Raw genomic sequence first — 26,328 nt, 5'->3', positions numbered from 1 at the left:
CGAGTTTTTTCGCTAGGAGCTCTTTAGCTCAACGAGGTTTGTAAAGCCGAAACAACCACCACGATAAATAGAACTATGATCAGTACCATACTACGAATTCTTCTGCCCTTGATTGGCATTGCTTTCACATCTAAGGTCATTTTCCTTAGTATTGCTTCAAGCTCAAACATCCCACTTCTTTCCTCTGACGGAATTTATAGCCTTTTATATGGTTTGAGATTTGATGCGACAGCTGGGGCTGCACTTGCGGCTCCGATTATCATCGCAGCACTTATCCTGCATTACACCAAAATCAATGGTAGCCGACTTGTCAAAACGCTGGTTATCGTCGGTTCTATTTGGCTGATCGGCACCACGATGTCCGATACCATCTACTCCCTAGATGCAAACAAGCATGTCACCTTTGAACTGTTTACCTCCAAAGGCTTGGAGTTAGAACTTATTCGAACCGCGTTTTCTTTGCACTGGCATCTGATCTTAGTCGGCATCGTTTTAATGCTGCTAACAAGTATTGCAATTTGGAAATCTAACCTTGTTCGCTGCATCCAAACTCGCTCTACAAAATTGAGTTTCTCTCTAAGCATTATCGTATGGCTACTGTTTACGGTAACGGCTATCCGCGGCGGGTGGATGGATCATCCTCAGTCTCCAATGAGTGCTTACAATATCGGTGACAATGACCGCGCCTTTATTGCTTGGAGCGCCCCTTACAGCGTGACTTACCATCTCGCTAAAGGCGCAAAGAAATCAGCCAGTAATGTCACTCAACCAGCCAGTAGTGAGTTACACCAAGAGTTAGCTCAAACCACCGCGTCTCCTGCTGTACTCGACAACCTCAAAGATGCCAATATTGTCTTTGTTCTGCTAGAAAGCTGGGTCTCTATCGATATGAAGAGCTACGGTTCTGATATTGACTCTAGCCCTTTCTTCGACGCTCTACGCGAAAAGTCCCTCACCTCACACGCTATGTACGCGGACGGTTACCGCACCGTACAAGGCATGTTTGCTAGCATGTGCTCATTCCCCAACCCAAATGGCGGAATCGTGGCAAGCACTCAACTGCAAAACAACCAGTACTACTGCTTGCCTCATATGCTGAAAGATCGTGGCTGGGACACTCGATTCATTCAAGGTAGCGGTAAAGGTATTGTCGGCGCATTTGCCAAAACCCTCGGATTTACTGAGTCATACGGCAAAATGGACTATGACTTCGATGATGAGACGAATGAATGGGGATACATGGATGGTGGTATCTACCGTTACTCGCTCGATCGCTTAGATGAAATGCAAGCGGACAATCCAGACAAGCCATTCTTTATGATGATCAATACCGGTACTACACACAGCGTTTACCTACCTGAGTCATTTGGTTATCCGTTTGGTGATGACAACATGTCGCAGATCCGCGCAAGTGTACAAAACCATGCCGATATCGCTTTGCATGAGTTCCTTGCTCAACTCGAGGGGCGCTTCGATAAGCCAACACTGGTTGTCCTTATGTCTGACCATACTGCTAAGATATCTGAACCGGATCTAGCGAAAAACTCAATTCCGTTCCTTATCTATGCAACGGACGGTTCAATCCCTACTAAACAAATAGATACTGCGGTTTCACAGCGTGATATTGGGGTAACCATCTTAGACTGGATGGGCGGCTACGCTCCTTGGTTTACCGGGCAATCGCTGCTGCAAGAGCAAGAGTATTATCGCAGTAGTTTCTCAGATGGTAGCCTGTTCTATTGGGTTGATAATCGCCATGCCGTCACTATTAACTCACCGGACGGTCAACTTAAGCAGTGCTTTACCATTGAGGAAAATACCATCAGTCTGACCCAGACCGATTGTAATGCCGAGTGGGTGCAGCCTCTTTACCAGCAAGGTAGAGACTTTAACAACCTCACCCAACAGCTACTGTTTGATGGAAAAACGCTGGACTACCGACATCTCGCGTCTATTTTCCCTCAATCGTCTACAGAGCTTGAAGACGAAAGCCAGCTTGTCAGTGACTAGTTAGTCATAGCCTCTAAAGCAAAATGCCCCGCTTCACTCGCGGGGCATTTTAATGCTCATTGCTCCACTTGCTTCAGTACTCTAAACCCAATAATCTAATCAGGTTATTTGTAACCTAGACTCTTCCCTATGGCCTCGTCTCCTTGCTATATCTTGCAACTGAAAGTCCCTATCAGGTTCTATCCTCAACGAAATCACTTGATGATTGACAAGCAAGAGGTTCATTTAGAGCCACTGCAGGCTCGACTACTTAGCTACTTAATCGACTGCAAAGGTCAAGTGGTCAGCACTCAACAAATCGCAGAGTCCGTTTGGCAGCGTAGCCACGTCTCGGACAATCTCGTTAGGCAGGTCATTAGCCAATTGAGAAGTCACTTACAAGATACTTCTCGGCCATACCAAGTGATTCAAACCATTCCAAAGCAGGGCTATCTGTTTGAGATCAAGGTTACTCAAGAGGATGAACCAACACCAGATGCGTCGGTTGAAGGTCTAGAGGTATCTAATGCCAGCATAAAGGCGCCTGCCAAGAATAAACGGGGAATCTACCTCGCTCTCGCAAGTATCTGTTTGGCTGTACTGGCAACTCTACTGCTCGTCACCAACAAGCAAATACAACTCAATACCAACCCTGCAGAGATACAAACACAGACCATTCCCGTTTATATCCACGAACTGACACTGGATTCGAGCCAAGATTACCCCATGGCTGAGAGCGTGTTTAATTACCTGTTTTATGGATTAAATTCAGCACGCAGTATTACCGGCTATCATTTCTCTCAGTTAGCTCAGCAAGATCAAGAAAACTTGGTGCGACAAGGGGTTGAAATTAAAGGTTGGATAAAACATGTAGAGCAAGACTACCTTCTCACCTTAATCGTTCAAAACCACCAGCACCCTGAACACAATCATAAAATCGAGCAGACATTTGATGAAGGCTCTTTTTTTGATGCCATTGGTGATGTGGTACTAGAGGTTAAAGCTGTCGTTGCTCCAAATACAGCTGACTATCAAGCGGCAAATCATCGAGTTACCTCAATCGAAAACTTTGATGACTGGAAAGCGATCTCTGCTGGGATTTCCCTGTTTTATCAAGGTAAAGGAGGGGAGGCTTTCAAGCCTATCACGAAGCAACTTCAACAGATTCAGCAACAAGGCCGTGACAACTACTTGGTCAATGCTCTGTTGTCCTATGCGGCTTCTCTCGACTATCTAGAAGGTCAAAACCAGAAGAGTCAATCACAGTCACTCGTCTTAGCTAAACAAGCATTTGAGATGAATCCGCGCTGCGACATCGCCAATCTGACGCTGGGTTTGGCGCTACTGATCAACAACCAGCACGATCAGTCATACCCTTACCTCTTTTACGCTGCTGAAAGCACCCCGAGCCCGATCAGTTACTATCTGCTTAGTGTTACCGAGCAAAGTGCAAACAACCCTAAAAGCTCGCAATACAACTACCAGCGTTTTGAAAGCCTACAGAAAGAGAATAAAGGACAACTGTTTGATCTTATTGAATCTTCACAAAAAGCAAACCTCTTCTAAACCTCAAACTTTGTCAAACTCTAAGCCTTACTCCACCCTTGAACTGGTAAGGCTTTAAGCCCCTTAAGCCCTAGCTCTCTGTACTTAGAAAAGTAGGGATTTTGTGTGCTTTAAAATCAAGTTGCCTTGCATCAAACATGAACAAAACCGCTCTTAGCATACTAGCGAGCAATTCAGTTTCATCCGTTTAGGGTACAAGTTCATGTTGAAAAAACTCGCTTATCAAATCATTCCAGTCCAAATATTTCTGTTTGTATTTTGGTTCAAGAACGGCTTCATCGACAAAGTGATGGGGGTCTTACTGGGCGTAATAACGCCAGAAACCGCCTATGCAGGTGATACATGGTCTGGCTGGAAAGGTTATATCGTCGGAACATGGGACAAAAGCCAAGTTGGCCACGTGTTTCTTAGCCCAACGTTCGACTTTATGTTTCCTATTTTGATTGTGTTGCAGTGCTTGCCATTTGTTCTAATTATTCGCTCTGTCCTCAACGGTGAATTTATGGCTAACAAGCAAAGACCTTGGCTGCGTTATTCTGCAATCGCGTCGCAGTTTGTCGCTGGTTGTATGGCGTTGACTCAAACTCTTTCAGGAGCGAGTGACGGCCAGTACCTATGGCAGTTTATGGGCTTTAGCATGGTGGTGCTTATGTATATCCGCCACGAAGAGCAACACTAAAACACAATGCCCCGCTTCACTCGCGGGGCATTTTAGTCTAAATAGCTACTCATCTTTCTCTAAGGTGGTTCTATCCACGTAAGGCCAGTAATGGTGTCCAACACGAATCACCATAGTAGCGACGGCTAGAATCAATGCCGCGACAGACAACCATACCACCAAGGTCGCATCCATCTCTTTCATTCCTAAAGTGATGTAACGAGCAATCGCCATCATGGCGATATAGATTGGGTATCTCACTGGAATCTTACCGTTCATCACAAACTGCTTAACCATGGCAAGCACTTCGAGATAGATAAACATCAGCAGAATATCGGTAAGAAGGACGCGCTTTTCAGTAAACACATGCAAAAATTCTTCAACCATGGCGTACAAAGTAGCGAGCGTAATCGCCACCAAGAGCACAGCTTCTAGAGCATAAAAGATCTTAAGAAACGGTTTACTAAACGACTGAGGTAAGTGAGAAGGCATGCGTTGTTTCCAAAACAATCCAATTGATTGAAAAACAGTTTATCACGAGGAAGATAAAAAAGAGTTGGCAAACATTCATCCTTTAGTCAATGTGCCAACTCTTCTAACAATTACAGTAGCAACAGGTAGGCTAAGAAAATAGCCGACAGAGCGTAAATCACTGGGTGAACCTGCTTCCCTTTACCAGCAACAACCATAGTGAAAGCGTAGCTGATAAAGCCCATCGCCATACCATTGGCTGGCGAGAAGCTCAGTACGGTGAACATAATGGTAAAGAATGAAGCAATGCGAGACTCTTTCTTCTCCCAATCAATCTGGCCTAAGCGACCTATCATGTAGATGCCCACCACGACCATAGCAGGAGCAACCATAGCCGCAGAGAAAATAGAGAACAGAGGGTACAAAAACAGCGAAACAAGGAACAAGCCTGAAACCACTACCGCCGCTAGACCTGTTTTCGCACCTTGCGAAGAGGCGATACCAGACTCAGAGAACGCAGTAATCGAGGTTGTACCAAGAACCGAACCAATCACAGTTCCTCCTGCATCTGCAACTAGGGCTGAACGAGCGTTAGGTACTTTGCCATCTTTGTCGATAATACCTGCATCACGGCCAACACCCACTATCGTGCTCATGCCATCAAAGAAATCGACAATCAGGAAGATAACCACAACAAACAGCAGATCGAACATCTTGTCCGCAGTTAGACCAGAGAAATCAAACACAGCACCAAACGTACTCGCCATACTTGGCGGTGCCGTCACGATTTGCTCAGGGATTGGGGCATTGCTTGTTCCCATCACCATATCAGCGATAACGGTTAACAGAATCGCACTGACAAACGAGATAAAGGTCGCCAGCTTGATATCACGAACCATACAACCCAAGGCAATAAAAATACTGATGTAGGCAATGATCACTTGCGGGTCAGTGATATTACCCATACCAACTAAAACAAACTTGTTTTCGACGATGATGCCCGCGTTCTTTAAACCTAAAAAGGCGATAAACAGACCAAGCGATACCGTGATTGCGTTCTTCAGATCGTTAGGAATCGACTCTATCAGGGATTTACGGATATTGGTCAGAGAGAGGAGCAGATAGAGCACACCTGACAAAAAGATACCAAATAGGGCTTCGTTCCAAACCAAAGCGACCGAGCCGCTGAGTAGCATCCCTTTAAAGAAACCATTCATACTCATGCCTGGCGCAAGCATAACTGGGTAATTACCCCAAACACCCATAATGAAAGTCGCGATAGCCGCAGCCAGTGCTGTTGCTGTAAAGACTGCGCCTTTATCCATCCCAGGAATGCCGCCCAAAATGGCTGGGTTAACCGCCAAAATGTAGCTCATCGCCAAAAAGGTAATAAAGCCAGCGTATAGCTCGGTACCTAAGGTTGTTTTACGCTCAGCAATTTTAAATACTGAATTCAGCACACCAGACTGACTCTGGGCTTTTAGAGTTGATTCGAGACTCACAATGAAACCTTTACAAGTGGGGTAAACAGTAAACGGGTTCAATGCTGCAAAAAGAGATGGCGCATAAGCTACTGTAGTCACTAAGGTAGGCTCAGTGGTAGAAACGTCCAATCCATTTTATTAGACATATACAGCATTTAATCGTTTGCGCGAATTGTAAGGATCTCGAATAAAAACTCAACGCTTTTCTCGGTTAAATATACAAAAATAGCAAACGATTGCTTTGGGCGATAAATTTGTTGAATATCCCCTTAGTTCTCAACGCGTGAAAACGGTGACAATTAAGCAGCTATTGCAAGTTGTCCTAAATAGGCGATTTATGCTACTCTTCGCCTCCATTTTTCTGGCCTAAATTTCACCACTTCGGTGTTTCTATGTGGTCAGTGCTATCTTTAAACATGTCGGTATTATCTACTGGCAGTTATCAAACCAAATGTGGGATCGTACCTATGGGTAAAGGCACTCTATATATCGTATCTGCACCAAGTGGTGCTGGAAAATCTAGTCTGATTTCAGCCATGCTAGAAACTAACCCAACCTACGCGATGAAAGTGTCGGTCTCTCATACCACTCGCGGTATGCGCCCTGGCGAGCAAGATGGTGTTCATTACCACTTCGTACAAAAAGAGCACTTTGAAGAGCTGATCGAGAAAAGTGAATTCCTTGAATATGCCGAAGTGTTTGGCAACTACTACGGCACGTCTCGTGTTTGGATTGAAGAAAACCTCGATAAAGGCATCGATGTGTTCCTAGATATTGACTGGCAAGGCGCTCGTCAGATCCGTGAACAAATGCCTTTGGCAAAAAGCCTGTTTATCCTACCGCCGTCAAATGGTGAGCTAGAGCGTCGCCTTAACGCTCGTGGGCAAGACAGCGATGCAGTGATTGCTAAGCGTATGGCTGAAGCAAAATCAGAAATCTCACACTACAGTGAGTACGACTACGTTATCATCAACGATGATTTCGACACTGCTCTGATGGACTTTAAAGCCATCATCCGCGCAGAAAGATTGAAGCAAGACAAGCAAGCTGCTAAATATAAAGGCATGCTTGATGCGCTTTTAGCTGAGTAAATAGCAGGAAACACAAACAGATCCTAGACACTAGGAACTGTCAGCCTGTATAATTTCTCGTCATTCAAAATTTTAGTTAACTAATTTGGAGTTCTCATGGCACGCGTAACTGTTCAAGACGCTGTTGAAAAAGTTGGCAACCGTTTCGACCTAGTTCTAATTGCGGCACGCCGCGCTCGTCAAATGCAAACTGGTGGCAAAGATTCACTAGTGCCAGAAGAGAATGATAAGCAAACGGTTATCGCTCTACGCGAAATCGAAGAAGGTCTTATCACTAAAGAGATTCTTGATGCACGTGAGCGTCAAGAGCAGCAAGAGCAAGAAGCCGCTGAACTAGCAGCTGTAAGCAGCATTGCTCACAGCCGTTAATTAGACGTCTCGTCACTACAACTATCTTCCGGGCCTAAAGTTTGTATCTATTCGATAGCCTAAAAGACGTTGCCCAAGAATACCTAACAGAGCCTCAAATTGAGGCTCTGCGTCAATCTTATGTGGTAGCGAAAGATGCCCATGAAGGGCAAACCCGCTCTAGCGGTGAACCTTATATCATCCACCCTGTTGCTGTTGCTCGTATCTTGGCTGAAATGCGCCTTGATATTGAAACCCTGCAAGCAGCCCTACTTCACGACGTTATTGAAGATACTGAAGTCACCAAAGAAGAGCTTGAAGCTCAATTTGGTAATACCGTTGCAGAACTGGTGGATGGCGTTTCTAAGCTTGATAAGCTTAAGTTTCGCGATCGCAAGGAAGCTCAGGCAGAAAACTTCCGCAAGATGGTTCTTGCCATGGTGCAAGACATCCGCGTTATTCTGATTAAGCTTGCTGACCGTACGCATAATATGCGCACGCTCGGTGCTCTTCGTCCAGACAAGAAGCGTCGTATCGCTCGCGAAACCTTAGAAATCTATTCTCCATTGGCGCACCGCCTTGGTATCCACAACATTAAAACTGAGCTAGAAGAACTTGGTTTTGAAGCGCTCTACCCGAACCGTTATCGCGTTCTTAAAGAGGTAGTTAAAGCCGCGCGTGGTAACCGTAAAGAGATGATTCAACGTATCCATGATGAGATTGAAGGTCGCCTTGAAGAAGTCGGTCTTAAAGCGCGTGTTTTTGGTCGTGAGAAAAACCTCTTCTCCATCTACAACAAGATGAAGACCAAAGAGCAGCGCTTCCATACCATCATGGATATCTACGCTTTCCGTGTCGTGGTCGACAATGCCGATACTTGTTATCGCGTGCTTGGTCAGGTACATAGCCTGTACAAGCCACGTCCAGGTCGGATGAAAGACTACATCGCGGTACCGAAAGCGAACGGCTATCAATCTATCCATACTTCAATGGTTGGCCCTCATGGTGTGCCGGTTGAAGTTCAGATCCGTACCGAAGATATGGATCAAATGGCGGATAAAGGGGTTGCCGCTCATTGGTCTTACAAAGGCAACGGTGAGCGAACAGGTACTACGGCGCAAGTCAAAGCTCAGCGCTGGATGCAAAGCCTGCTTGAGCTACAACAAAGCGCAGGTAACTCATTCGAATTCATCGAAAACGTTAAGTCAGATCTGTTCCCAGATGAGATTTACGTCTTTACACCGAAAGGCCGCATTGTTGAGTTGCCAGTGGGTGCTACCGCCGTAGACTTCGCTTATGCCGTACACACCGATGTCGGTAATACCTGTGTTGGTGCTCGTGTTGATCGCAACCCTTATCCACTGAGTAAATCGCTGAAAAACGGTCAAACGATTGAAATCATCAGTGCTCCGGGTGCGCGTCCAAATGCGGCATGGCTCAACTACGTAGTGACGTCTCGTGCGCGTACTAAGATCCGTCAGGTTCTGAAAACCATGCGCCGTGAAGAGTCGATTACCTTAGGTCGTCGCCTGCTTAACCATGCCTTAGGTGAGCTTTCTCTATCAGATATCGATGAAGAGAACATCAACCATGTTCTGACCGACCTAAAAGTAGAGTCAATCGACGATCTACTGGCAGATATTGGTCTAGGCGAGCTGATGAGTATCGTCATTGCACGTCGCTTATTGGGCGATGCTGATGAGCTGACCGAAGTTGAGAGCAATAACGAAGGTAAAAAGAAACTGCCGATCCGTGGTGCGGAAGGTATTTTGCTCACGTTCGCCAACTGTTGTCACCCGATCCCAGACGACCACATTATCGCTCATGTTTCACCGGGCCGAGGCTTAGTTGTTCACCGCGAGATGTGTCCGAATGTACGCGGTTATCAGAAAGAACCGGATAAGTACATGGCGGTGGAATGGTCTGATGATTACGATAAAGAGTTCATCACCGAAGTCACTGTCGACGTACAAAATCGTCAAGGTGCGCTCGCAGAACTGACCAATGTTATTTCAAAGACGGGTTCCAACATTCACGGACTTTCAACAGAAGAACGTGATGGTCGCTTATACACAGTAACAGTACTGCTAACGACTAAAGATCGTGTTCACCTTGCTGGCATTATGCGTAAGATTAAAGCCATGCCACAGACGCTTAAAGTTCGTCGCCGCAAGAACTAACCGTTTGATTTGAATATCTAACTGCCCTTGAAACTACCATTTCAAGGGCTTTTCTTTTGTATAAGATTATGAATTTAGAACGCTACAATCGAATCCAAGAAGTGTTAAAAGCACGCCAAGCTGACTTAACCCTTTGCCTAGAAGAAGTTCACAAGCCAAATAACGTATCTGCTGTTATCCGCACCGCCGATGCAACGGGTATTCACAAGATTCACGCAGTTTGGCCAAATGAAATGCGCACACTGAGCCATACTTCTGCAGGTGCTCGTAACTGGGTAGACGTTGAAACCCATGACTCTATCGACGAGGCGATTACTGAGCTCAAAGCTCAAGGCATGCAGGTGCTTGTAACCAACCTGTCTGAAACTGCAGTCGACTTCCGCGACATCGACTACACCAAACCAACGGCTATCATTCTCGGTAGTGAAAAAGTAGGCGCATCTGAGCAAGCCAAAAAGCTCGCTGACCAAGATATTATCGTCCCAATGGTCGGAATGGTGCAGTCTCTCAACGTATCGGTAGCCAGTGCAGTCATCCTTTATGAAGCGCAGCGCCAACGCGAAGCCGCTGGCATGTATGATAATGAAGTCAGTTCTGTACCAGAAGAAACCATCCACCGACTACTGTTTGAACGTGGTCATCCCGTTCTAGCTAAAGTCGCCAAGCGCAAAAAGCTTCCTTATCCACCACTAGACGAACAAGGCCAGATCATCGCCGATGACGAATGGTGGGCAGAGATGCAGAAGAAATAAAAGAGCTGGAGAGCTGGAGAGCTGGAGAGCTGGAGAGCTGGAGAGCTGGAGAGCTGGAGAGCTGGAGAGCTGGAGAGCTGGAGAGCTGGAGAGCTGGAGAGCTGGAGAAATTATGTAGGGTTGACTCTTAAGGTCAACCCTTTGTCATTCGGACAGGCTAGAACTGCCCGCCATACACATTAGAGCCAAAACTAATTTTCCAGCAGGGCGAAGCCCGATCCCGTTATCCAACAGCGTAGCGTTCCCGCTCTCTAATCCCGATTTTTTCCTGTACAAAAACACAGCCCGATGGTTAACTAACAAGGTCTTATCTAACTCACTGAGTCACTTACTCAAAATAACGAGCGAGCTGTGTCATGTCCCAACTGCTATCTGCGATTCCTCTCACTTCTTTGACTGGCGTTGGTGCCAAAGTCGCCGAGAAGTTAGCCAAAGTTGGGCTCAATAGCGTTCAAGATCTTCTGTTTCACCTTCCTCTGCGTTATGAAGATCGCACTCGTATCTACCCGATTGTAAAACTGCATGCTGGCTTATGGGCGGCGGTGCAAGGCAAGGTTATGAGTGTTGATACCTTGTTTGGTAAACGCAAAATGCTGTCGGTGAAAATCAGTGATGGCAACGGCACCATCACGCTGCGTTTTTTCAATTTTACCGCCGGAATGAAGAACAACTTCGCCGAAGGTAAAACTGTTCACGCTTATGGTGAAATTAAGCGTGGTGGCTACGGACTAGAGATTGTCCACCCAGACTACAAGTTCTATGCTCCGAACCAAAAAGCTGATGTAGAACAGACATTAACTCCCGTTTATCCAACTACAGATGGTCTGCGTCAAGTTACGCTACGTAATTTAACTGACCAAGCCCTTGAGTTACTCGACAAAGCGGCCGTGCAAGAACTGCTACCCAATGGATTGTATGATCACCAGATCACCCTAGCGCAAGCGTTGCACACAATTCATCGCCCGCCACCAAACATCGATTTAGAGCAGTTTGATGAAGGCAAGCACCCGGCGCAGATCCGTTTGATTATGGAAGAGCTACTGGCACAAAACCTGTCGATGTTGGCAGTGCGCAGCAAAGGTCAGCAAGACACAGCATTACCGCTACCTGCTCGCAACAAACTTAAGCAGCAACTGCTCGACCAACTTCCCTTTTCACCCACCAATGCACAAGCACGCGTAGTGGGTGAAATCGAACAAGATCTCGAAAAGCCACACCCTATGATGCGCCTCGTTCAAGGGGACGTAGGTTCAGGTAAAACCCTAGTCGCAGCGCTTGCTGCTCTGCGCGCCCTTGAGCATGGCTACCAAGTCGCGCTGATGGCCCCGACTGAACTACTCGCCGAGCAGCACGCGATTAATTTCGCGGCTTGGCTCGAACCTATGGGCATCAAGGTTGGTTGGTTGGCAGGTAAACTAAAAGGTAAAGCCAAAGAAGCGGAGCTTGCTCAAATCGCCAATGGTGAAGCGCAAATGGTGGTCGGCACCCATGCTCTGTTCCAAGAGCATGTCGAGTTTCATCACTTAGCTTTAGTTATCATTGATGAGCAGCATAGATTTGGTGTCCACCAGCGGTTAGAGCTGCGTGAAAAAGGGGCCAAGCAAGGTGCTTATCCGCATCAGCTGATTATGACTGCCACCCCAATACCTCGAACACTGGCCATGACCGCCTATGCTGATTTAGAGACTTCAGTGATTGATGAGCTCCCACCGGGGAGAACGCCGATTCAAACCGTCGCCATTCCAGATACTAAGCGGGACGATATTGTTGAGCGAGTCAGAAATGCTTGTCTCAATGAAGGTAAGCAAGCCTATTGGGTGTGTACTCTGATTGATGAATCTGAGGTGCTAGAAGCTCAAGCGGCAGCGGATACGGCTGAAGAGCTGCAACGCAAACTGCCAGATGTAAAGATTAGCTTAGTCCACGGTCGAATGAAGCCTGCTGAGAAACAAGCGGTGATGCAAGACTTCAAAGACAATAAGCTCCACCTTTTGGTCGCGACGACGGTGATTGAAGTAGGTGTAGATGTACCTAACTCAAGCTTAATGATCATCGAAAACCCCGAGCGTTTAGGTTTAGCTCAGCTCCACCAGCTACGTGGCCGTGTAGGTCGAGGCAGTGTTGCCAGTCACTGTGTGCTGCTCTACCATTCGCCACTGTCAAAAACCGCCCAAAAGCGCTTAGGCGTTTTACGTGAAAGCAACGATGGATTTGTGATTGCACAGCGTGACTTAGAAATCCGTGGACCGGGTGAGCTATTAGGCACCAAGCAAACCGGTATGGCTGACTTTAAGATTGCAGATTTAGTCCGTGATCAGCGCTTAATCCCCGAAGTTCAGCGCATCGCACGGCATATTCATGACAACTATCCAGATAATGCTGTCGCGATAATCGACCGTTGGTTGGGTGAGAGAGATGTGTATTCGAAGGCTTAAAGGAATTGGGACGCGGGAACGGACTTCGTCCTCACGGATAACTGGATATCTGGATAACTGGATATCTGGATAACTGGATAACTAGATAACTGGATAACTGGATAACAAAAAAGAGGGTTGGCGTGAAAACGTCAACCCTCTTAGTTTGAATAAACAATTCATCATCCTCAAGAGTGAGGAATGACCAAAATCAGAGCCAGCAATCCAGCAGCGTAGCGATCCCGCTTTCCATAGGGCGAAGCCCGTTCTCGAAGCGCAGCGTTCCTAAGGACTGAGTCCGCTTCAATCCTTAACCTTTAAAATCTCATCCCAAGGCAAGCTCTCATCACCCAAGACAATAAAATTCGGGTTTTCTAACGTATCGCGTTCATTGTAAGAGAGCGGCTCTAGTAAGGTACTTAGAATACGTCCACCCGCTTCTTCGACAATACATTGAGTTGCGGCGGTATCCCATTCACCGGTTGGGCCAAGCCGCAGGTAGCAATCGACCGCACCTTCAGCGACTAAACAGGCTTTCAGTGCTGCTGAACCGAGTGGAACTAAATCATAATTCCAACCGCTGCTCATTCGGCTTGTGATGCGATTGATATCTTGGCGACGACTAATCGCAATCGCAATTGGGCTTTGCTTGCCACCATGTTGATGGGTTTTGATGCGCACGCTTTCGCTTAAATCTGGAATTTTCCACGCCCCTTTGCCTTGGTAAGCGTAGTACGTCACCCCAGAAACCGGACCATAAACCACTCCCATCACGGGTTTATTGTTTTCTACGAGAGCGATAATGGTGGCAAAGTCGCCACTGCGGGCAATAAACTCTTGGGTACCATCCAGTGGGTCAACCAACCAGTAGCGATCCCACTGTGAGCGTTTATCTAAACTGATATCGGCCGCTTCTTCCGATAACACCGGGATATCTGGAGTCAGCTCGGTTAGTCTTTCCACAATCAGTTTGTGCGCGGCGATATCAGCACTGGTCACGGGTGTTTCGTCACTTTTGGTGAACGCTTGGTACTCTTTTTTCTCGTAAATATCGAGAATTAACTGCCCAGCACTACGGGCAATTTCAATCACTGCGGGCAAATGATGAGAAAGGTCTTCTGTCATTGGCATAAAAAATCCTTACGCTCTACCTACTCTTTCCTCAGACGACATCGCTGAGGAAAACGTTAATTATTTTAAGATTCGTAGAGCGAGTAATAACGCAGTAATACTGCGCGCTTCACTAAAATCGAGGTGTGTTAATAGCTCTTCAGCTTGCGCTAAAGGCCAACGAACCACTTCTAACGGTTCTGGTTCATCACCTTCCAATTGCTCTGAGTATAGTTGCTCTGCAATGAACAGGGTCATTTTGCTAGAGAAATAAGAAGGAGCAAGAACGACTTCTTTTAAAGGCGTTAACTTATGAGCGCCAAAGCCAATCTCTTCTTTCAGTTCACGCTCAGCCGCTTGCTGAGGAGTTTCACCTGGATCGATTAACCCCTTAGGAAAACCCAGCTCATACCTCTCAGTGCCCGCCGCATATTCTCTGACTAACAAAATGTCACCTTGCTCGGTAACAGGAACCATCATGACTGCATTTCGCCCACTGGGTTTCATACGCTCATAAGTCCGCTGTTCACCATTGCTAAAGCGTAAATCCAACGCTTCAATAGAGAACAGTCGAGATTGCGCAACAGTCTGTTTCGCCAGAATTTCTGGTGGGTTCCGTTTGGCCACGAGCTTACTCCTTTGCATCAAGGGAAGGTTCTAGAATCTGTCGCTCTTTCAAAACCGTATTGTTCGAAAGATCAACACTCCTAATATATGAGAAATTTATCAGCTTTGAAAACAAAAAAAGGGCTGACATTGCTGTCAACCCTATGTATTTCATTCGGTTAAATCAGTAGTAAGAGTGCTCACCACGATCGTGTTCGGTTGCATCGCGTACCGCAGACAACTCGCCTTCAAACTGTTGAAGAAGCTCTTTCTCGATACCTTCCTTCAGTGTTACATCAACCATAGAACAGCCGTTACAGCCGCCACCAAAGGCAACAATGGCAATGCCTTCGTCTGTGATTTCAACTAGGTTTACATGACCACCGTGACCCGCAAGCTGAGGGTTAACCTGAGTCTGAATCACGTACTCAACACGCTCTACTAAAGGCGCGTCATCAGAAACCTTACGCATTTTCGCGTTTGGTGCTTTCAAAGTTAGCTGAGAGCCCATTTTGTCAGTTACAAAATCAATTTCAGCGTCTTCAAGGAATGGCAAACTTAACTCATCAACAAATGCTGAGAAGAACTCAAACGCCAATTCAGTATCGGTAGATTCTACCGCTTCTGGCGGGCAGTAAGACACGCCACACTCTGCGTTTTGAGTGCCAGGGTTTACCACGAATACACGAATATTAGTGCCTTCTGGCTGCTGACCTAATAGGTTAGCAAAGTGTTTTTGGGCAGTTTCTGTAATAGTAATTGTATTTGACACGACGAATACCTGAGTAATTTTGTAGGCTATTAGTTGACCATTTTACTCCTGAAAACTGAGAGATCTAGCGTTTTAGTCAATTTATACTAACTTGCTGGTTCAGGAGTACGGCAGATGCAGTAAATATCAACGCTTTTCCCCCCCGCTTCAAGCAGTAATTCACATAAATGCTGCACCGTACTACCAGTAGTGAGAACATCATCAACAATCGCGATATGGTCAGCAACAATCTCTCCATTGAGTAAGAAAGCGCGGTCTAGATTTCGCTTTCGCTCCACCTTAGTTAAACCTTGCTGCTGAGGTGTTGCTCTCACTCTTTTGAACAGGGGCTGACACGGTACGTTGAATTGCCGCGCCAGTGAACGGGCAATCAACTCACTTTGATTAAATCCGCGCCTTAGATACCGCCCCCAGTGCAAGGGCACAAAAGTAATCACCTGTGCGGGCGTTTCTATTCTTGGGGCAAGTAGAACTGCCAACTTACTAGCCTGCCAAAATTGCCGTTCGTACTTAAGTCGATGAACATATTGCGCAAGTGGCGGTTGATAGTCAGCAACACAATAGAGCCGCTGCCATTTAGGCGGATGTTTAAGACATTCTCCGCACTCTGCTATATCAAAAGGAGCGGGCAAACCGCAGCGCAGGCAACGAGGAATAGGCGCGAAGTTGCGTGAGCAATGATCGCAAATACCACTAGGTGGGTAGGGCTTAGCCAACGCGAGATGACAAACCTCGCAATGCATAGGCAACAGGTCGGCGATGTGTTTCACTACCTTTTGAGTTAACATAACCCCACTCCATTGAAACAGTATTTGATGATTGTCTAGACAGGACTGAGAGCGAGAGGATGGAAAAAGTGCTACAAACTGAGAACAACCGTGAATCTTTGTATTGGCAATCCCAAGGTCAAGGTGATGACCTAGTGCTACTCCATGGTTGGGGAATGAATGGCGCGGTTTGGCAGCAGACAGTTGAAGTTCTTAGCCAGCATTTTTGTGTCCATGTGGTCGACCTGCCAGGGTTTGGTCATAGTCATCAATCTAGCTTCGAGAATATGCATGATCTCGCGGAACAAGTCTTGCTGCACGCACCTGAGAAAGCGATCTGGCTTGGTTGGTCACTAGGCGGTTTACTGGCAACCCATATTGCACTCAATGCCCCACAACGAGTCGAAAAGCTGATTACAGTCGCAAGCTCACCTAAATTTGCCGCCGAGAGACCTTGGCGCGGCATTCAACCGAATGTGCTTTGCGCTTTCACCGAACAATTGGTTGATGATTTCCAACTGACAATCGAACGTTTTATGGCCTTGCAGGCGATGGGGAGTCCTTCAGCGAGACAAGACGTCAAACAGCTGAAAAAAGCCGTTCTCTCAAGACCAACGCCAAACCCAACCTCTCTGTTAGCAGGTTTACAACTGTTGGCCGATATCGATTATCGTGCTGAGCTAGAAAACCTAACCATCCCGATGCTACGTCTGTATGGCCGCTTAGATGGTCTTGTGCCTGCTAAAGTCGCCAGTGACGTTGATAACCTCGCACCAAACAGCGCTAGCTACATTTTCACTGACTCTTCTCATGCTCCGTTTATGACTGAATTCGAGACATTTTGTCAGAAAGTACACCAGTTCATTGATCGCTAACGCATTAAATGAACAATGTACAAAAAATAAAAATCAGCGCTAAACCTTTGCCCCAACTGGTCGATAAATAAACTAACCGGAAGAGTTACCACTCTCAGGTTGGGCGTGAGGAGGTTAATGAATGCTCGTATCACCTACGAACGTAAGCGTTCCACTCATCGCCCCATCGGTTAATGTGCAAACGGAGCAAGCGGCGCGCGACAATAAAGTCCGGGAGCCAATTACACCGACGATTGCATTGACCAAGAGCAACGCACAACGAAAGGTGACAGCAGACGATAAACGGCGAAAGCAATCCTCATGGGATCCCTCAGAGCACCCGAGCTATGAAACGGAAGAAAGTGGGAGTGTGGTTGCAGTTTCTCAGGAAGAACCTAAAGATACCCTCGAAAGGCTATTCCAACTGTTGGCACTGGAAAGTTATAGCGAACATCAAGGTAAAGGCTATGCCATGCGTTTTCGTTTACCGAAGCGCATAATCGATGCGGCGATAACAGAGGGGATGATGGAAAAGCGCAGAACCGTGATTAAATTTCATTACGGAGATGCTGTGGCTCCAAATACCCCTTCTGATGTAATTGCGGTGTTGTAGTACCTTGTCGTTCTCTGGTTCGATAAGGTAATGCCGAAAAAAATCCCCGCTAGTATCGCTACTACGGGGATTTATATTTTTAGCGCAATAACTTAACGCTTAGCTTTTGCAAAGGCAGCAGCGAATGCACCACCCATAGCACTGTTATTGTTCGACGATTCGTCACGACGACGTTGACCACCTTGTTGTTGACGCTGCTGACCACGTGGAGCACTTGAACGCTGAGTTCGGTTGTCTTGCCCTGGCTCATCGGTCAAACGCATTGAAAGGCCAATACGTTTACGCTGCACATCCACTTCCATCACTTTCACCTTGACGATATCGCCCGCTTTAACCACTTCACGCGGATCAGAAACGTAACGGTCCGTCAGCGCAGAGATGTGCACTAAACCATCTTGGTGAACGCCGATGTCAACAAAGGCACCAAAGTTGGCAACGTTAGACACTACCCCTTCTAACACCATGCCTGGTTCAAGATCGGAAACCTGATTAACGCCATCAGCGAATGTGGCTGTCTTAAACTCAGGGCGCGGGTCGCGGCCCGGTTTATCAAGTTCTTTGATGATGTCGCTCACGGTTGGAACACCAAAGTTCTCATCGGTGTAATCGACAGCGTGAAGTCCACGTAGGAACTGAGTATCACCAATCAGCGCTTTGACATTTTTGCTGTTTTTCTCAGCAATCGCTTTGACCACAGGGTATGCTTCTGGGTGAACAGAAGAGGCATCAAGGGGGTTCTTACCATCCATAATACGCAGGAAGCCCGCACACTGCTCAAATGCCTTAGGCCCAAGACGCGCAACTTTTTTCAGCGTCGTGCGTGCTTCAAAGCGGCCGTTCTCATCTCGGTAATCAACAATGTTTTGCGCAATTGTGCTCGACAAGCCGGCTACGCGAGTTAGCAGAGCCGGTGATGCGGTATTCACATCGACACCAACAGCGTTCACACAATCTTCGACTACCGCATCAAGACGTTTTGCCAACATGGCTTGGCTGACATCGTGTTGGTACTGACCCACACCAATCGATTTAGGGTCAATCTTAACTAGTTCAGCCAGTGGATCTTGCAAACGGCGAGCAATCGACACCGCACCACGCAGTGACACATCTAAGTTCGGGAACTCTTTTGCTGCTAGCTCTGACGCAGAGTAAACCGATGCACCCGCTTCACTAACCATGATTTTCTGTACTTTAAGGTTGCCACGTTTAATCAAATCAGCGACAAAGCTGTCGGTTTCACGTGAAGCGGTACCATTACCAATCGCAATCAGATCCACGTTGTACTTACGTACTAAAGCATCAACAATTTGCGCAGATTTATCATATTGCTTTTGTGGCGGATGAGGATAGATGGTTTCAGTTGCTAGCACTTTACCGGTTGAATCAACCACCGCAATTTTAGAACCAGTACGAAGACCAGGATCGAGACCAAGTGTGGCACGAGGGCCCGCAGGTGCTGCCATCAGTAGATCTTTCAGGTTAGTGGCAAAAACCTCAATCGCTTCAATCTCTGCACGCTCTTTCATCGCGCCCATCAACTCAGTTTCCATGTGCATCGAAACTTTGATGCGCCACGCCCAGCTAATCACCTGCTTACGCCAGCCATCTGCCGGAGCACTGCTTAGGGAAATACCATAGTGGTCACTAATAATCGTCTCACAATGAGACTGACGAACGCCTTCTTCCTGAGCAGGGTCAGCATTCATCGCAAGAGTTAAGAAACCTTCATTTCGACCACGCAACATGGCAAGTGCGCGGTGCGATGGCACTTTACTCAAGGCTTCATTGTGCTCAAAGTAATCTTTAAATTTCTCACCTTCGCGCTCTTTGCCGTCGACCACTTTAGCAACAAGTTCCGCGTTGCGATTCAGATGAGCACGAATTTTCTCTAGTAGATTGGCATCCTCAGCGATTCGTTCCATCACGATAGCACGAGCGCCATCCAGAGCTGCTTTGGTATCAGCAACGCCTTTGTCTGCATCTAGGTAGTTTGCCGCTTCCGCTTCAGGTTCGGTTTGCGGATGATTCCAAAGCTTGTCTGCTAGTGGCTCTAAGCCTGCCTCAATCGCAATTTGGCCTTTAGTACGACGCTTTGGTTTGTAAGGCAAGTAAAGGTCTTCAAGACGTGTTTTACTGTCTGCCTGCGCTATCTCAGCTTCAAGTTCAGAGGTTAACTTCCCCTGCTCTTGAATCGATTTAAGAATGGTTTGACGACGCTCATCTAGCTCGCGTAAGTAGGATAAACGGCTATCAAGGTTACGCAGCTGAGTATCATCCAATCCACCCGTGACTTCTTTACGGTAGCGGGCAATAAAAGGGACTGTGTTTCCATCATCAATGAGGTTAACAGCAGCAGTGACCTGCTCAGGTCGAACACTCAGTTCCTGAGCAATCATATTACAGATAGCTTGGCTCATCCGTTGAATCTCTTGTTGTATTTTAACCTTCTTTATATTGGGATTCTTAATGTAAAACCCAATACTTTTTGTTACCGCGAGCAAGGTTACGCAATTGTTTTGCCAATAGTTTGGCAATTATGTGAAAGTTGTGTCAGAAATAGAGATAAGTCAGAACTTAGATCTGAAAAATGGAACTAATTTCGTTCAAGACCTTGTGCGAATAACGAGTAGTTGGAACCGCTATGAAAAAAATCTTACTGGCCCTTTCTGTACTATCTGTATCCTTAGCTTCTCCTCTGGCCTTAGCTGATCAAGCTAGCGCTGCGATCAATGCTTCTACCCAGTCTCCTGTTTACACCCTTGATGACAAACTTGTCTTAGGGCGGGTAGAAAGCGTTTATCTCGAAGAGATCGAGGCACTAAAAGGGGTTTCATTTGCTGGTAAGATTGATACTGGCGCAGACACGACATCGATGCATGCCACCAACATTCACGTTTCGAGCTCTGATCCCCAGTTTAGCCAACTCAAAGATCACAAGCTGATGAAAGCGCTGATCGACTTCGATCCTATTGATGATGTCGATTACGATGATTGGAATGCTGAACTTTTTGCCCCTTACGGTGTTGAAGTGACTTTCACCATTAAGCATCCGCACACCGGTGAGAGCATAGAGGTGACCAGGCCAATTGAACGTGTCGGCGTGATTCGCAATCGAACACAAAAAGAACCTATTCTGCGCCCAACCATCACCTTGCCAATGACCATTGCTGGCAAAACCGTCATGACACAAGTTAACTTGACCGATAGAAACCAGTTTTCCGCGCCAATTCTGATTGGCAAAACTTTTCTTGATAACAACGCTTGGGTTTACGCAGGCTACGATTACCTTCAAGAGCAAAAGAACGCGCAACTTGTTGGTAAGAAAGAGTCAGTTGAAATCGCTGGTGTAAAGCAGAAGATCAGCTACTCACTGCAAAACAACTACTCTTCACTGCATGCCACCAATATAAACATCGACTCTAACAAGCAACTAGTCTCTTTCGATGTCGAAGATGGCAATGGCAGCAGCGAGACACTCACACGCCCATTGGTACGTATGTTGAACGTGAGTGGCAAAAAGCGCCCCATGGTGTTCGTTCCAATCGACACTAACGGCGCTGAAACTCAATACTGGTTCGTCTACTTAACTGACCGGAGCAAACTTAATTCACAGCTACGTCTCGGCAAAGGCACGCTCAATCGACGCTTTATGATCGATACTGGCGCGACATCTTTGTTAGATGGCAAGCCTAAAACCATCAGTAGCAAGTCAAAAGCGATGCAGGTTTCCGGTGAGGAGTCACTGTTACTTGATGGCATTGAATTAACGGCAGAACCATCACTGGTAGTGAAAACACCGCTGCTAAAAGTCGCAAGCTTCGAGATTTTTGAAAAGAAAGGCAAAGAATGGGTAACTTACTACCTCACTGACCAAGACGGCGAGGCCAAGCAGTTTTCTAAACCGATCAATAAAACCCTAAAAGTCGGTGACTCCACTCGCCCAGTGGTATTTGGTACCTTCACCCTATACGGCGAGAAAGTTGAACTGCCGTACGCCATTGATGTGCTCGATGAAGACGAGACCAGTGATTACTTCGTCATAGGCCAGAAGATGTCCAAAAATGGCGTGCTCATAAACACTCGCACTGATCATCTACTCGATTCCTACCCGCTATTTAAGGCAGGTCATATCGAGGTAGCGCAAGTAGAAGGTCTTAGCTTCCCCGTCAAACTCGATACTGGTGCAGACGTCAGCTCTATCAATGCGCAGAACATCAAACAGTTTGAAAAAGACGGCAAGCCTATGGTCAGCTTTAGCTATCAAAATGATCTCGGTATGGAGAAGGACTTTACCCTAGAGGTCGTCGATAGTATGAAAATCAGGGCGAAAAAAGGTGAGAAACCGACCATTCGCCCAGTCGTTGAAATGCAAGTCAAACTGGGCGAACTCGAGAAGAAGATACGGGTGAACCTCAAAGACCGCAGCCGTTTCCACTACAGCATGATCTTAGGTAAAAACTTCCTCAAGTATGGCGCTGTAGTGGGCAGTGAGCATAATTACATCCTCACTGAAAAACCTGACTACGAAAAATAATCACAGCCAAGAGTCCCGCCCCGCGGGACTTTTTGTTATTCAGCGCTGTAGCGAATAGTGTTAACGAACCACTCTTTGTAACCGTCTGGAGTTTTAACGCTGAATTCGTCATCGACTTCTTTTTTCAATAAGGCGCGCGCCATCGGTGAATCAATCGAAATATAACCTTTGGCATCACCGTAAATTTCGTCAGGGCCAACAATACGGAAGGCTTTGATTTCTCCCGCTTCATTTTCGATTTCTACCCAAGCACCGAAGAACACTTTGCCTTCTTGCTGCGGCGAGTAATCAACCACTTTTACTTGCTCTAAACGCTTACGCAAATAACGTACGCGGCGATCTATCTCTCTTAAACGCTTTTTGTTGTATTGATAGTCAGCGTTTTCACTCCGGTCACCGAGACTCGCCGCCCAAGTCACTTTTTTTGTCACTTCCGGACGCTCTTCTTTCCACAAAAAATCGAGCTCTTTTTTAAGTCGATCAAAGCCTTCTCTTGTTATTAGGTTCGTTTTCATATTTCTGACGTTATTAAATTGAAGTTCCGATATACATTAGCTAAAAAGGAAATAAACGTTAACAATTCTTTGCACCAATAGCTTAAGAACAGTGTTACATTTTAAGTTGCGCATAAAGGTGACTGTTTCCACAGCCTGAAGTCGCGCAAGCTTATTAACTAGGTGGACCCATTACATGCAAGAAAATCACAAGATCTTAGTTGTTGATGATGATGCACGACTTCGTGCACTACTAGAGCGTTACTTGTCTGAACAAGGATTCCAAGTTCGTAGTGTTGCAAACAGTGAGCAGATGGACCGCCTGCTAACGCGTGAAACTTTCCATTTGATGGTGCTAGACCTGATGTTACCGGGCGAAGACGGGCTATCGATCTGCCGTCGCCTGCGTAATGCCAACAGCACGTTACCGATTCTGATGCTGACCGCAAAAGGGGACGAGATCGATCGTATCGTCGGCCTTGAGGTAGGTGCAGATGACTACTTACCAAAACCGTTTAACCCACGTGAACTATTAGCGCGTATTAAAGCGGTCTTGCGTCGTCAAACGACCGAGCTACCTGGTGCGCCAAGTAGTGAAGAATCGGTGGTTGAGTTTGGTGATTTCCGCCTAAACCTAGGTACACGTGAAATGTTCCGTGGCGATGAATCCATGCCGCTAACTTCTGGTGAGTTTGCCGTACTGAAAGCTCTCGTGACCAATGCTCGTGAGCCAATGTCGCGTGATAAGTTAATGAACATGGCTCGCGGTCGCGAATATTCTGCGATGGAACGTTCGATTGACGTGCAAATATCTCGTCTACGTCGTATGCTCGAAGTCGATCCAAGTAAACCTCGTTACATCCAAACTGTATGGGGCTTAGGTTATGTTTTTGTCCCAGATGGCAAAGAAGCGTAGCCAACAATATGTTTTGATAGAGTGCGAGACTTAGTCTCGCACTCTTTGTTTTAGACTAACCTTTCTCAAGGTAGGTGTTATGCGCATCCGCAGCTCATTTACTCAATCCATTTTTATCTTTCTGACTCTGCTTATTGCCAGCCAAGTGTATTCTTACTACGCCGTGTTTAATTACGCGCTGATGCCGAGCTTGCAGCAGTTTAATAAAATCCTCGGCCACGAAATTAATCTGATGCTGGATGACTCCGCCACCCTAGAAGATGGCTTAGCAATGGATGCGCCACTGCGTAGGCGTGTATTGGAGCAGCTAGGGGTAACCGTTCATGCTGAAGATAGTCCAATGGCAGAAGAGTATTACCATGCGGTGAGCATCGACCTGATGAGTGAAGAGATGACCAATGAACTTGGCTCGCCAACTGATGTTCGTATGATGCTCGGAGAAAATAGCTACATCCTGTGGATGAAGATTGACTCCCTACCTGACTCCCTCTTACGCATTCCTCTCTCTGAACTGCAAGAAGAAGATTTTACGCCACTGTTTCGCAATAGCCTGATCATGGCGTTGTTGATTGTTGCGGGAGGCTGGTTGTTCATCCGCTTGCAAAATCGTCCGCTCATTGCGTTGGAAAAAGCGGCCAAAGGGGTTGGTCGTGGTGAGATTCCACCACCGTTACCTGAAAAAGGCGCTTCGGAAATTCGCTCAGTAACGCGCGCTTTCAACCAGATGTCTAAAGGCATCCAAGCACTAGAGGAAGACAGGGCTCTACTGATGGCGGGCATTAGCCACGATCTGCGTACTCCGTTAACTAGAATTCGTCTTGCGACAGAAATGATGTCCCCTGAAGACAGCTATCTAGCTGAAGGCATTATCAGCGATACCGAAGAGTGCAACGAGATCATCAGCCAGTTTATGGATTATCTTAAACCAGTAAATAAACAATCTTTCATTGAAGTCGACCTTAACGAAATCGCCAACGATGTCGCTTCATCTGAAGGCGGTTACGAGGTGCAAATTGATACCGAGCTCCACCAGCCAATCAAAGAGACCTTAGGCAGCCCAATTGCTATCAAGCGCGCAGTGAGCAATTTAGTAGTCAACGCGATTCGCTATGGTAATGGCTGGACAAAAGTAAGCACCGGCATTACCGCGGATAACAAGTTGGTTTGGGTGTGCGTTGAAGATAATGGGCCCGGGATAGAACAGAGCCAGATTGCGAAACTGTTTGAACCCTTCACTCGGGGCGATACCGCGCGAGGAAGCGAAGGAACAGGGCTTGGCTTAGCGATTGTTAAACGCATTGTCAGTCAGCACAATGGTTCAGTGATCGTCAATAATCGCAGTGGCGGTGGCTTAAAAGTACAAATCAGCTTCCCTGCGACAAAGTAACAGGGAGTCAACGAACAAGGGCAGCTTAATCGCTGCCCTTGTTCGTTTTTAGATCTAGTGTTTAGAGTCGACCTTGGTAACTAAACTGGAACTTACCTTCGCTGTCTGCGGGGGTTGGTAACCATTTTAACTGCTGCTGAAACGCACTTGGAAACTCTGACTGAGGCTTAAACCAAGCATTTGAGGTGTAACTCTGATCAGAGTTCAACTTAGCAGTGAAGCCACTTTCGACTTGATTACTCTTCTGCTCGCCAACCACATCAAAGCTGCTCGACTGACAGCTAAAGTTAGCAATCACAGGGCCAACTTCTAAGTCAGACATTGGCGTGCCAACAGTATCGGTATTCCACACCACACTCCCTTGGGCACTCTCACAATAAGGAGACGCGTAAGCGTATGAGCGCAGGCTAAGCTCTACCTGCCCGTTCAGTTCTAAAGGAACCGGAAGAGAAGGCGCAAACTGCATCACTTTTTCAACGGGCAACGAAGCAATTAAGTTCTCAGCGTATAAACCACTTGGCGAATAACCAACAATTCCGCGACCTTGAAGCGATAGATCACTACCACGACCAAAACGTACTTGAGCCTCTGCAGTCCCAGTCAACAACTTAACAACGTTAAGCTGCCAGTTTAGCGCGCCATAGTTTTGGTTTTGCCATTTCACTTGGTGCACTGAGCCCTGCCATACAGTTCCATCAACCCCAATTAAACTAAGTTGATGGGGTAAAGGTGCATATTGCACCACGAACTGAGCGGGTAAATGCACCATCGCACTGGCAACAAACACGGAACTAAGAAATAAGCCCGATAACACTGTTTTCTTCACTCAATTACCCTCTGCCAAGCTGAAGTCGATTAACTTCAATCATACCGTCTTGGTTTCCTTTATCGATATCAAGAAATACCACCTTGATTCCATGCGTCTCTTGCAAAAAGGTTATCCAGTTTAAAAATTGATTAAAAGGCATAGGCGCAACCCACACCTGAAACTGCTCGCCACGCGGTTGGACACGAATCAACTCAACTTTAAAGCGTCCAACACTTGAAGAAACCGCTTGGTTGATAGGCATGCTAGAAACCGCTCTGCCACCCTGCCCTTGAGACTGACTGATCTGATCCGCTTTGTCTTTCACCCAAGAAAGCAGTTGCTTCTCGCTTTGAATGCGCATTTGAGCGTTATTTGCTCGCTCGGCGACAGGTTGAACGACGCCCCAATACAGGCCGCCAATGACCACCAATAGAGAGCAAGCAACCACTAAGCGCTGCTCACGTTGTGAAATACTCAACCACCAAGTTTGTAAGGTATTGACCAATTTATTCAT

Annotated in this window: 23 protein-coding genes and 1 riboswitch; of the genes, 13 read left to right on the top strand and 10 right to left on the bottom strand. The window is 46.7% G+C overall.

All coding sequences use genetic code 11. The features are described 5' to 3' along the window. Window positions 1–75 precede the first annotated feature (75 nt). From AC5O63_RS16315 to AC5O63_RS16305, 3 genes are all read left to right on the top strand, one after another. Window positions 76–2,010, top strand: a complete 1,935-nt coding sequence (locus AC5O63_RS16315; protein ID WP_494505620.1) for an LTA synthase family protein — start codon at window positions 76–78, stop codon at window positions 2,008–2,010. Window positions 2,011–2,139: 129 nt separating this feature from the next. After that, window positions 2,140–3,555, top strand: coding sequence for a winged helix-turn-helix domain-containing protein (locus AC5O63_RS16310; RefSeq protein WP_494505619.1), 1,416 nt, complete (start codon window positions 2,140–2,142; stop codon window positions 3,553–3,555). A gap of 202 nt (window positions 3,556–3,757) precedes the next feature. Next, the gene (locus tag AC5O63_RS16305; protein ID WP_494505618.1) at window positions 3,758–4,234 is read left to right on the top strand and encodes a hypothetical protein; all 477 of its coding nucleotides are present in this window, start codon (window positions 3,758–3,760) and stop codon (window positions 4,232–4,234) included. A 45-nt stretch (window positions 4,235–4,279) separates the two neighbouring features. Here AC5O63_RS16305 and AC5O63_RS16300 read toward each other — a convergent pair whose 3' ends face one another. Both AC5O63_RS16300 and AC5O63_RS16295 read right to left on the bottom strand, forming a co-directional pair. Beyond that, on the bottom strand, window positions 4,280–4,705 hold the full coding sequence (locus AC5O63_RS16300) for a phosphate-starvation-inducible protein PsiE (RefSeq protein ID WP_494505617.1): 426 nt from the start codon (window positions 4,703–4,705) through the stop codon (window positions 4,280–4,282). A 110-nt stretch (window positions 4,706–4,815) separates the two neighbouring features. Beyond that, window positions 4,816–6,186: an NCS2 family permease gene (locus AC5O63_RS16295; RefSeq protein WP_069667880.1), complete on the bottom strand. Its 1,371-nt coding sequence runs from the start codon at window positions 6,184–6,186 to the stop codon at window positions 4,816–4,818. 54 nt (window positions 6,187–6,240) lie between these two features. Continuing rightward, window positions 6,241–6,340, bottom strand: a riboswitch (purine riboswitch). Window positions 6,341–6,635: 295 nt separating this feature from the next. Here AC5O63_RS16295 and gmk point away from each other — a divergent pair. The 5 genes from gmk (at window position 6,636) to recG (ending at window position 12,974) form a co-directional block, all read left to right on the top strand. Further along, window positions 6,636–7,259: a guanylate kinase gene (gene gmk / locus AC5O63_RS16290; protein WP_004746077.1), complete on the top strand. Its 624-nt coding sequence runs from the start codon at window positions 6,636–6,638 to the stop codon at window positions 7,257–7,259. Between the two features lie 96 nt (window positions 7,260–7,355). Next, window positions 7,356–7,628 carry a DNA-directed RNA polymerase subunit omega gene (rpoZ, locus tag AC5O63_RS16285; RefSeq protein WP_004410883.1) on the top strand — a complete coding sequence of 91 codons (273 nt, stop codon included), beginning with the start codon at window positions 7,356–7,358 and terminating at the stop codon, window positions 7,626–7,628. Between the two features lie 41 nt (window positions 7,629–7,669). Further along, window positions 7,670–9,787, top strand: coding sequence for a bifunctional GTP diphosphokinase/guanosine-3',5'-bis pyrophosphate 3'-pyrophosphohydrolase (spoT, locus tag AC5O63_RS16280; protein ID WP_004746079.1), 2,118 nt, complete (start codon window positions 7,670–7,672; stop codon window positions 9,785–9,787). Between the two features lie 68 nt (window positions 9,788–9,855). Further along, the gene (gene trmH / locus AC5O63_RS16275; RefSeq protein ID WP_004746080.1) at window positions 9,856–10,539 is read left to right on the top strand and encodes a tRNA (guanosine(18)-2'-O)-methyltransferase TrmH; all 684 of its coding nucleotides are present in this window, start codon (window positions 9,856–9,858) and stop codon (window positions 10,537–10,539) included. A 356-nt stretch (window positions 10,540–10,895) separates the two neighbouring features. Next, the gene (gene recG, locus AC5O63_RS16270; RefSeq protein ID WP_494505616.1) at window positions 10,896–12,974 is read left to right on the top strand and encodes an ATP-dependent DNA helicase RecG; all 2,079 of its coding nucleotides are present in this window, start codon (window positions 10,896–10,898) and stop codon (window positions 12,972–12,974) included. 282 nt (window positions 12,975–13,256) lie between these two features. On the opposite strand, the gene cysQ is transcribed toward recG, so the two are convergent. From cysQ to AC5O63_RS16250, 4 genes are all read right to left on the bottom strand, one after another. Further along, window positions 13,257–14,084, bottom strand: coding sequence for a 3'(2'),5'-bisphosphate nucleotidase CysQ (cysQ, locus tag AC5O63_RS16265; protein WP_494505615.1), 828 nt, complete (start codon window positions 14,082–14,084; stop codon window positions 13,257–13,259). A 60-nt stretch (window positions 14,085–14,144) separates the two neighbouring features. Further along, window positions 14,145–14,690 (bottom strand): ADP compounds hydrolase NudE, encoded by a 546-nt coding sequence (gene nudE, locus AC5O63_RS16260; RefSeq protein ID WP_004746086.1) that lies wholly within the window; start codon window positions 14,688–14,690, stop codon window positions 14,145–14,147. A 163-nt stretch (window positions 14,691–14,853) separates the two neighbouring features. Continuing rightward, on the bottom strand, window positions 14,854–15,441 hold the full coding sequence (gene nfuA, locus AC5O63_RS16255) for a Fe-S biogenesis protein NfuA (RefSeq protein ID WP_054962683.1): 588 nt from the start codon (window positions 15,439–15,441) through the stop codon (window positions 14,854–14,856). A gap of 86 nt (window positions 15,442–15,527) precedes the next feature. After that, complete coding sequence (locus AC5O63_RS16250; protein WP_494505614.1) at window positions 15,528–16,229, bottom strand: phosphoribosyltransferase family protein; 702 nt, start codon at window positions 16,227–16,229, stop codon at window positions 15,528–15,530. 59 nt (window positions 16,230–16,288) lie between these two features. Here AC5O63_RS16250 and bioH point away from each other — a divergent pair, with 59 nt between their 5' ends. Next, on the top strand, window positions 16,289–17,083 hold the full coding sequence (bioH, locus tag AC5O63_RS16245) for a pimeloyl-ACP methyl ester esterase BioH (RefSeq protein WP_494505613.1): 795 nt from the start codon (window positions 16,289–16,291) through the stop codon (window positions 17,081–17,083). 121 nt (window positions 17,084–17,204) lie between these two features. Further along, on the top strand, window positions 17,205–17,675 hold the full coding sequence (locus tag AC5O63_RS16240; protein ID WP_494505612.1) for an ATP-dependent Lon protease: 471 nt from the start codon (window positions 17,205–17,207) through the stop codon (window positions 17,673–17,675). 92 nt (window positions 17,676–17,767) lie between these two features. Here the strand turns inward: AC5O63_RS16240 and AC5O63_RS16235 are convergent, their stop codons facing one another. Then, entirely contained in the window at window positions 17,768–20,092 is a 2,325-nt protein-coding gene (locus AC5O63_RS16235) for a Tex family protein (protein ID WP_494505611.1), read from the bottom strand. Window positions 20,093–20,316: 224 nt separating this feature from the next. Between AC5O63_RS16235 and AC5O63_RS16230 the strand changes: the two genes are divergently transcribed. Continuing rightward, window positions 20,317–22,209 (top strand): putative ATP-dependent zinc protease, encoded by a 1,893-nt coding sequence (locus AC5O63_RS16230; protein ID WP_494505610.1) that lies wholly within the window; start codon window positions 20,317–20,319, stop codon window positions 22,207–22,209. A 35-nt stretch (window positions 22,210–22,244) separates the two neighbouring features. Here the strand turns inward: AC5O63_RS16230 and greB are convergent, their stop codons facing one another. After that, window positions 22,245–22,724 carry a transcription elongation factor GreB gene (greB, locus tag AC5O63_RS16225; RefSeq protein WP_494505609.1) on the bottom strand — a complete coding sequence of 160 codons (480 nt, stop codon included), beginning with the start codon at window positions 22,722–22,724 and terminating at the stop codon, window positions 22,245–22,247. Window positions 22,725–22,899: 175 nt separating this feature from the next. On the opposite strand from greB, the gene ompR reads away from it, so the two are divergent. Both ompR and envZ read left to right on the top strand, forming a co-directional pair. Continuing rightward, on the top strand, window positions 22,900–23,619 hold the full coding sequence (gene ompR / locus AC5O63_RS16220; protein WP_239826857.1) for an osmolarity response regulator transcription factor OmpR: 720 nt from the start codon (window positions 22,900–22,902) through the stop codon (window positions 23,617–23,619). Window positions 23,620–23,698: 79 nt separating this feature from the next. After that, on the top strand, window positions 23,699–25,006 hold the full coding sequence (gene envZ / locus AC5O63_RS16215) for a two-component system sensor histidine kinase EnvZ (protein ID WP_171323900.1): 1,308 nt from the start codon (window positions 23,699–23,701) through the stop codon (window positions 25,004–25,006). A gap of 61 nt (window positions 25,007–25,067) precedes the next feature. Here the strand turns inward: envZ and AC5O63_RS16210 are convergent, their stop codons facing one another. Further along, on the bottom strand, window positions 25,068–25,832 hold the full coding sequence (locus tag AC5O63_RS16210; RefSeq protein WP_494505608.1) for a type II secretion system protein N: 765 nt from the start codon (window positions 25,830–25,832) through the stop codon (window positions 25,068–25,070). A gap of 4 nt (window positions 25,833–25,836) precedes the next feature. After that, window positions 25,837–26,328: a type II secretion system protein M gene (locus AC5O63_RS16205; RefSeq protein WP_494505607.1), complete on the bottom strand. Its 492-nt coding sequence runs from the start codon at window positions 26,326–26,328 to the stop codon at window positions 25,837–25,839.

The organism is Vibrio sp. SCP2 (genome assembly GCF_059295395.1).
Note: the sequence above shows the minus strand (reverse complement) of the source record. Positions and strands in the feature narration are given on the sequence as shown.

Excerpts from the sequence above, each read along its gene's own strand:
- AC5O63_RS16315 (WP_494505620.1), top strand. The coding sequence starts at position 76 with ATGATCAGTACCATACTACGAATTCTTCTGCCCTTGATTGGCATTGCT.
- recG (WP_494505616.1), top strand. The coding sequence starts at position 10,896 with ATGTCCCAACTGCTATCTGCGATTCCTCTCACTTCTTTGACTGGCGTT.
- gmk (WP_004746077.1), top strand. The coding sequence starts at position 6,636 with ATGGGTAAAGGCACTCTATATATCGTATCTGCACCAAGTGGTGCTGGA.
- bioH (WP_494505613.1), top strand. The coding sequence starts at position 16,289 with ATGGAAAAAGTGCTACAAACTGAGAACAACCGTGAATCTTTGTATTGG.
- greB (WP_494505609.1), bottom strand. The coding sequence starts at position 22,724 with ATGAAAACGAACCTAATAACAAGAGAAGGCTTTGATCGACTTAAAAAA.
- envZ (WP_171323900.1), top strand. The coding sequence starts at position 23,699 with ATGCGCATCCGCAGCTCATTTACTCAATCCATTTTTATCTTTCTGACT.
- AC5O63_RS16235 (WP_494505611.1), bottom strand. The coding sequence starts at position 20,092 with ATGAGCCAAGCTATCTGTAATATGATTGCTCAGGAACTGAGTGTTCGA.
- AC5O63_RS16310 (WP_494505619.1), top strand. The coding sequence starts at position 2,140 with ATGGCCTCGTCTCCTTGCTATATCTTGCAACTGAAAGTCCCTATCAGG.
- rpoZ (WP_004410883.1), top strand. The coding sequence starts at position 7,356 with ATGGCACGCGTAACTGTTCAAGACGCTGTTGAAAAAGTTGGCAACCGT.
- cysQ (WP_494505615.1), bottom strand. The coding sequence starts at position 14,084 with ATGCCAATGACAGAAGACCTTTCTCATCATTTGCCCGCAGTGATTGAA.
- AC5O63_RS16205 (WP_494505607.1), bottom strand. The coding sequence starts at position 26,328 with ATGAATAAATTGGTCAATACCTTACAAACTTGGTGGTTGAGTATTTCA.
- AC5O63_RS16305 (WP_494505618.1), top strand. The coding sequence starts at position 3,758 with ATGTTGAAAAAACTCGCTTATCAAATCATTCCAGTCCAAATATTTCTG.
- AC5O63_RS16250 (WP_494505614.1), bottom strand. The coding sequence starts at position 16,229 with ATGTTAACTCAAAAGGTAGTGAAACACATCGCCGACCTGTTGCCTATG.
- AC5O63_RS16300 (WP_494505617.1), bottom strand. The coding sequence starts at position 4,705 with ATGCCTTCTCACTTACCTCAGTCGTTTAGTAAACCGTTTCTTAAGATC.
- trmH (WP_004746080.1), top strand. The coding sequence starts at position 9,856 with ATGAATTTAGAACGCTACAATCGAATCCAAGAAGTGTTAAAAGCACGC.
- AC5O63_RS16230 (WP_494505610.1), top strand. The coding sequence starts at position 20,317 with ATGAAAAAAATCTTACTGGCCCTTTCTGTACTATCTGTATCCTTAGCT.
- ompR (WP_239826857.1), top strand. The coding sequence starts at position 22,900 with ATGCAAGAAAATCACAAGATCTTAGTTGTTGATGATGATGCACGACTT.
- AC5O63_RS16240 (WP_494505612.1), top strand. The coding sequence starts at position 17,205 with ATGCTCGTATCACCTACGAACGTAAGCGTTCCACTCATCGCCCCATCG.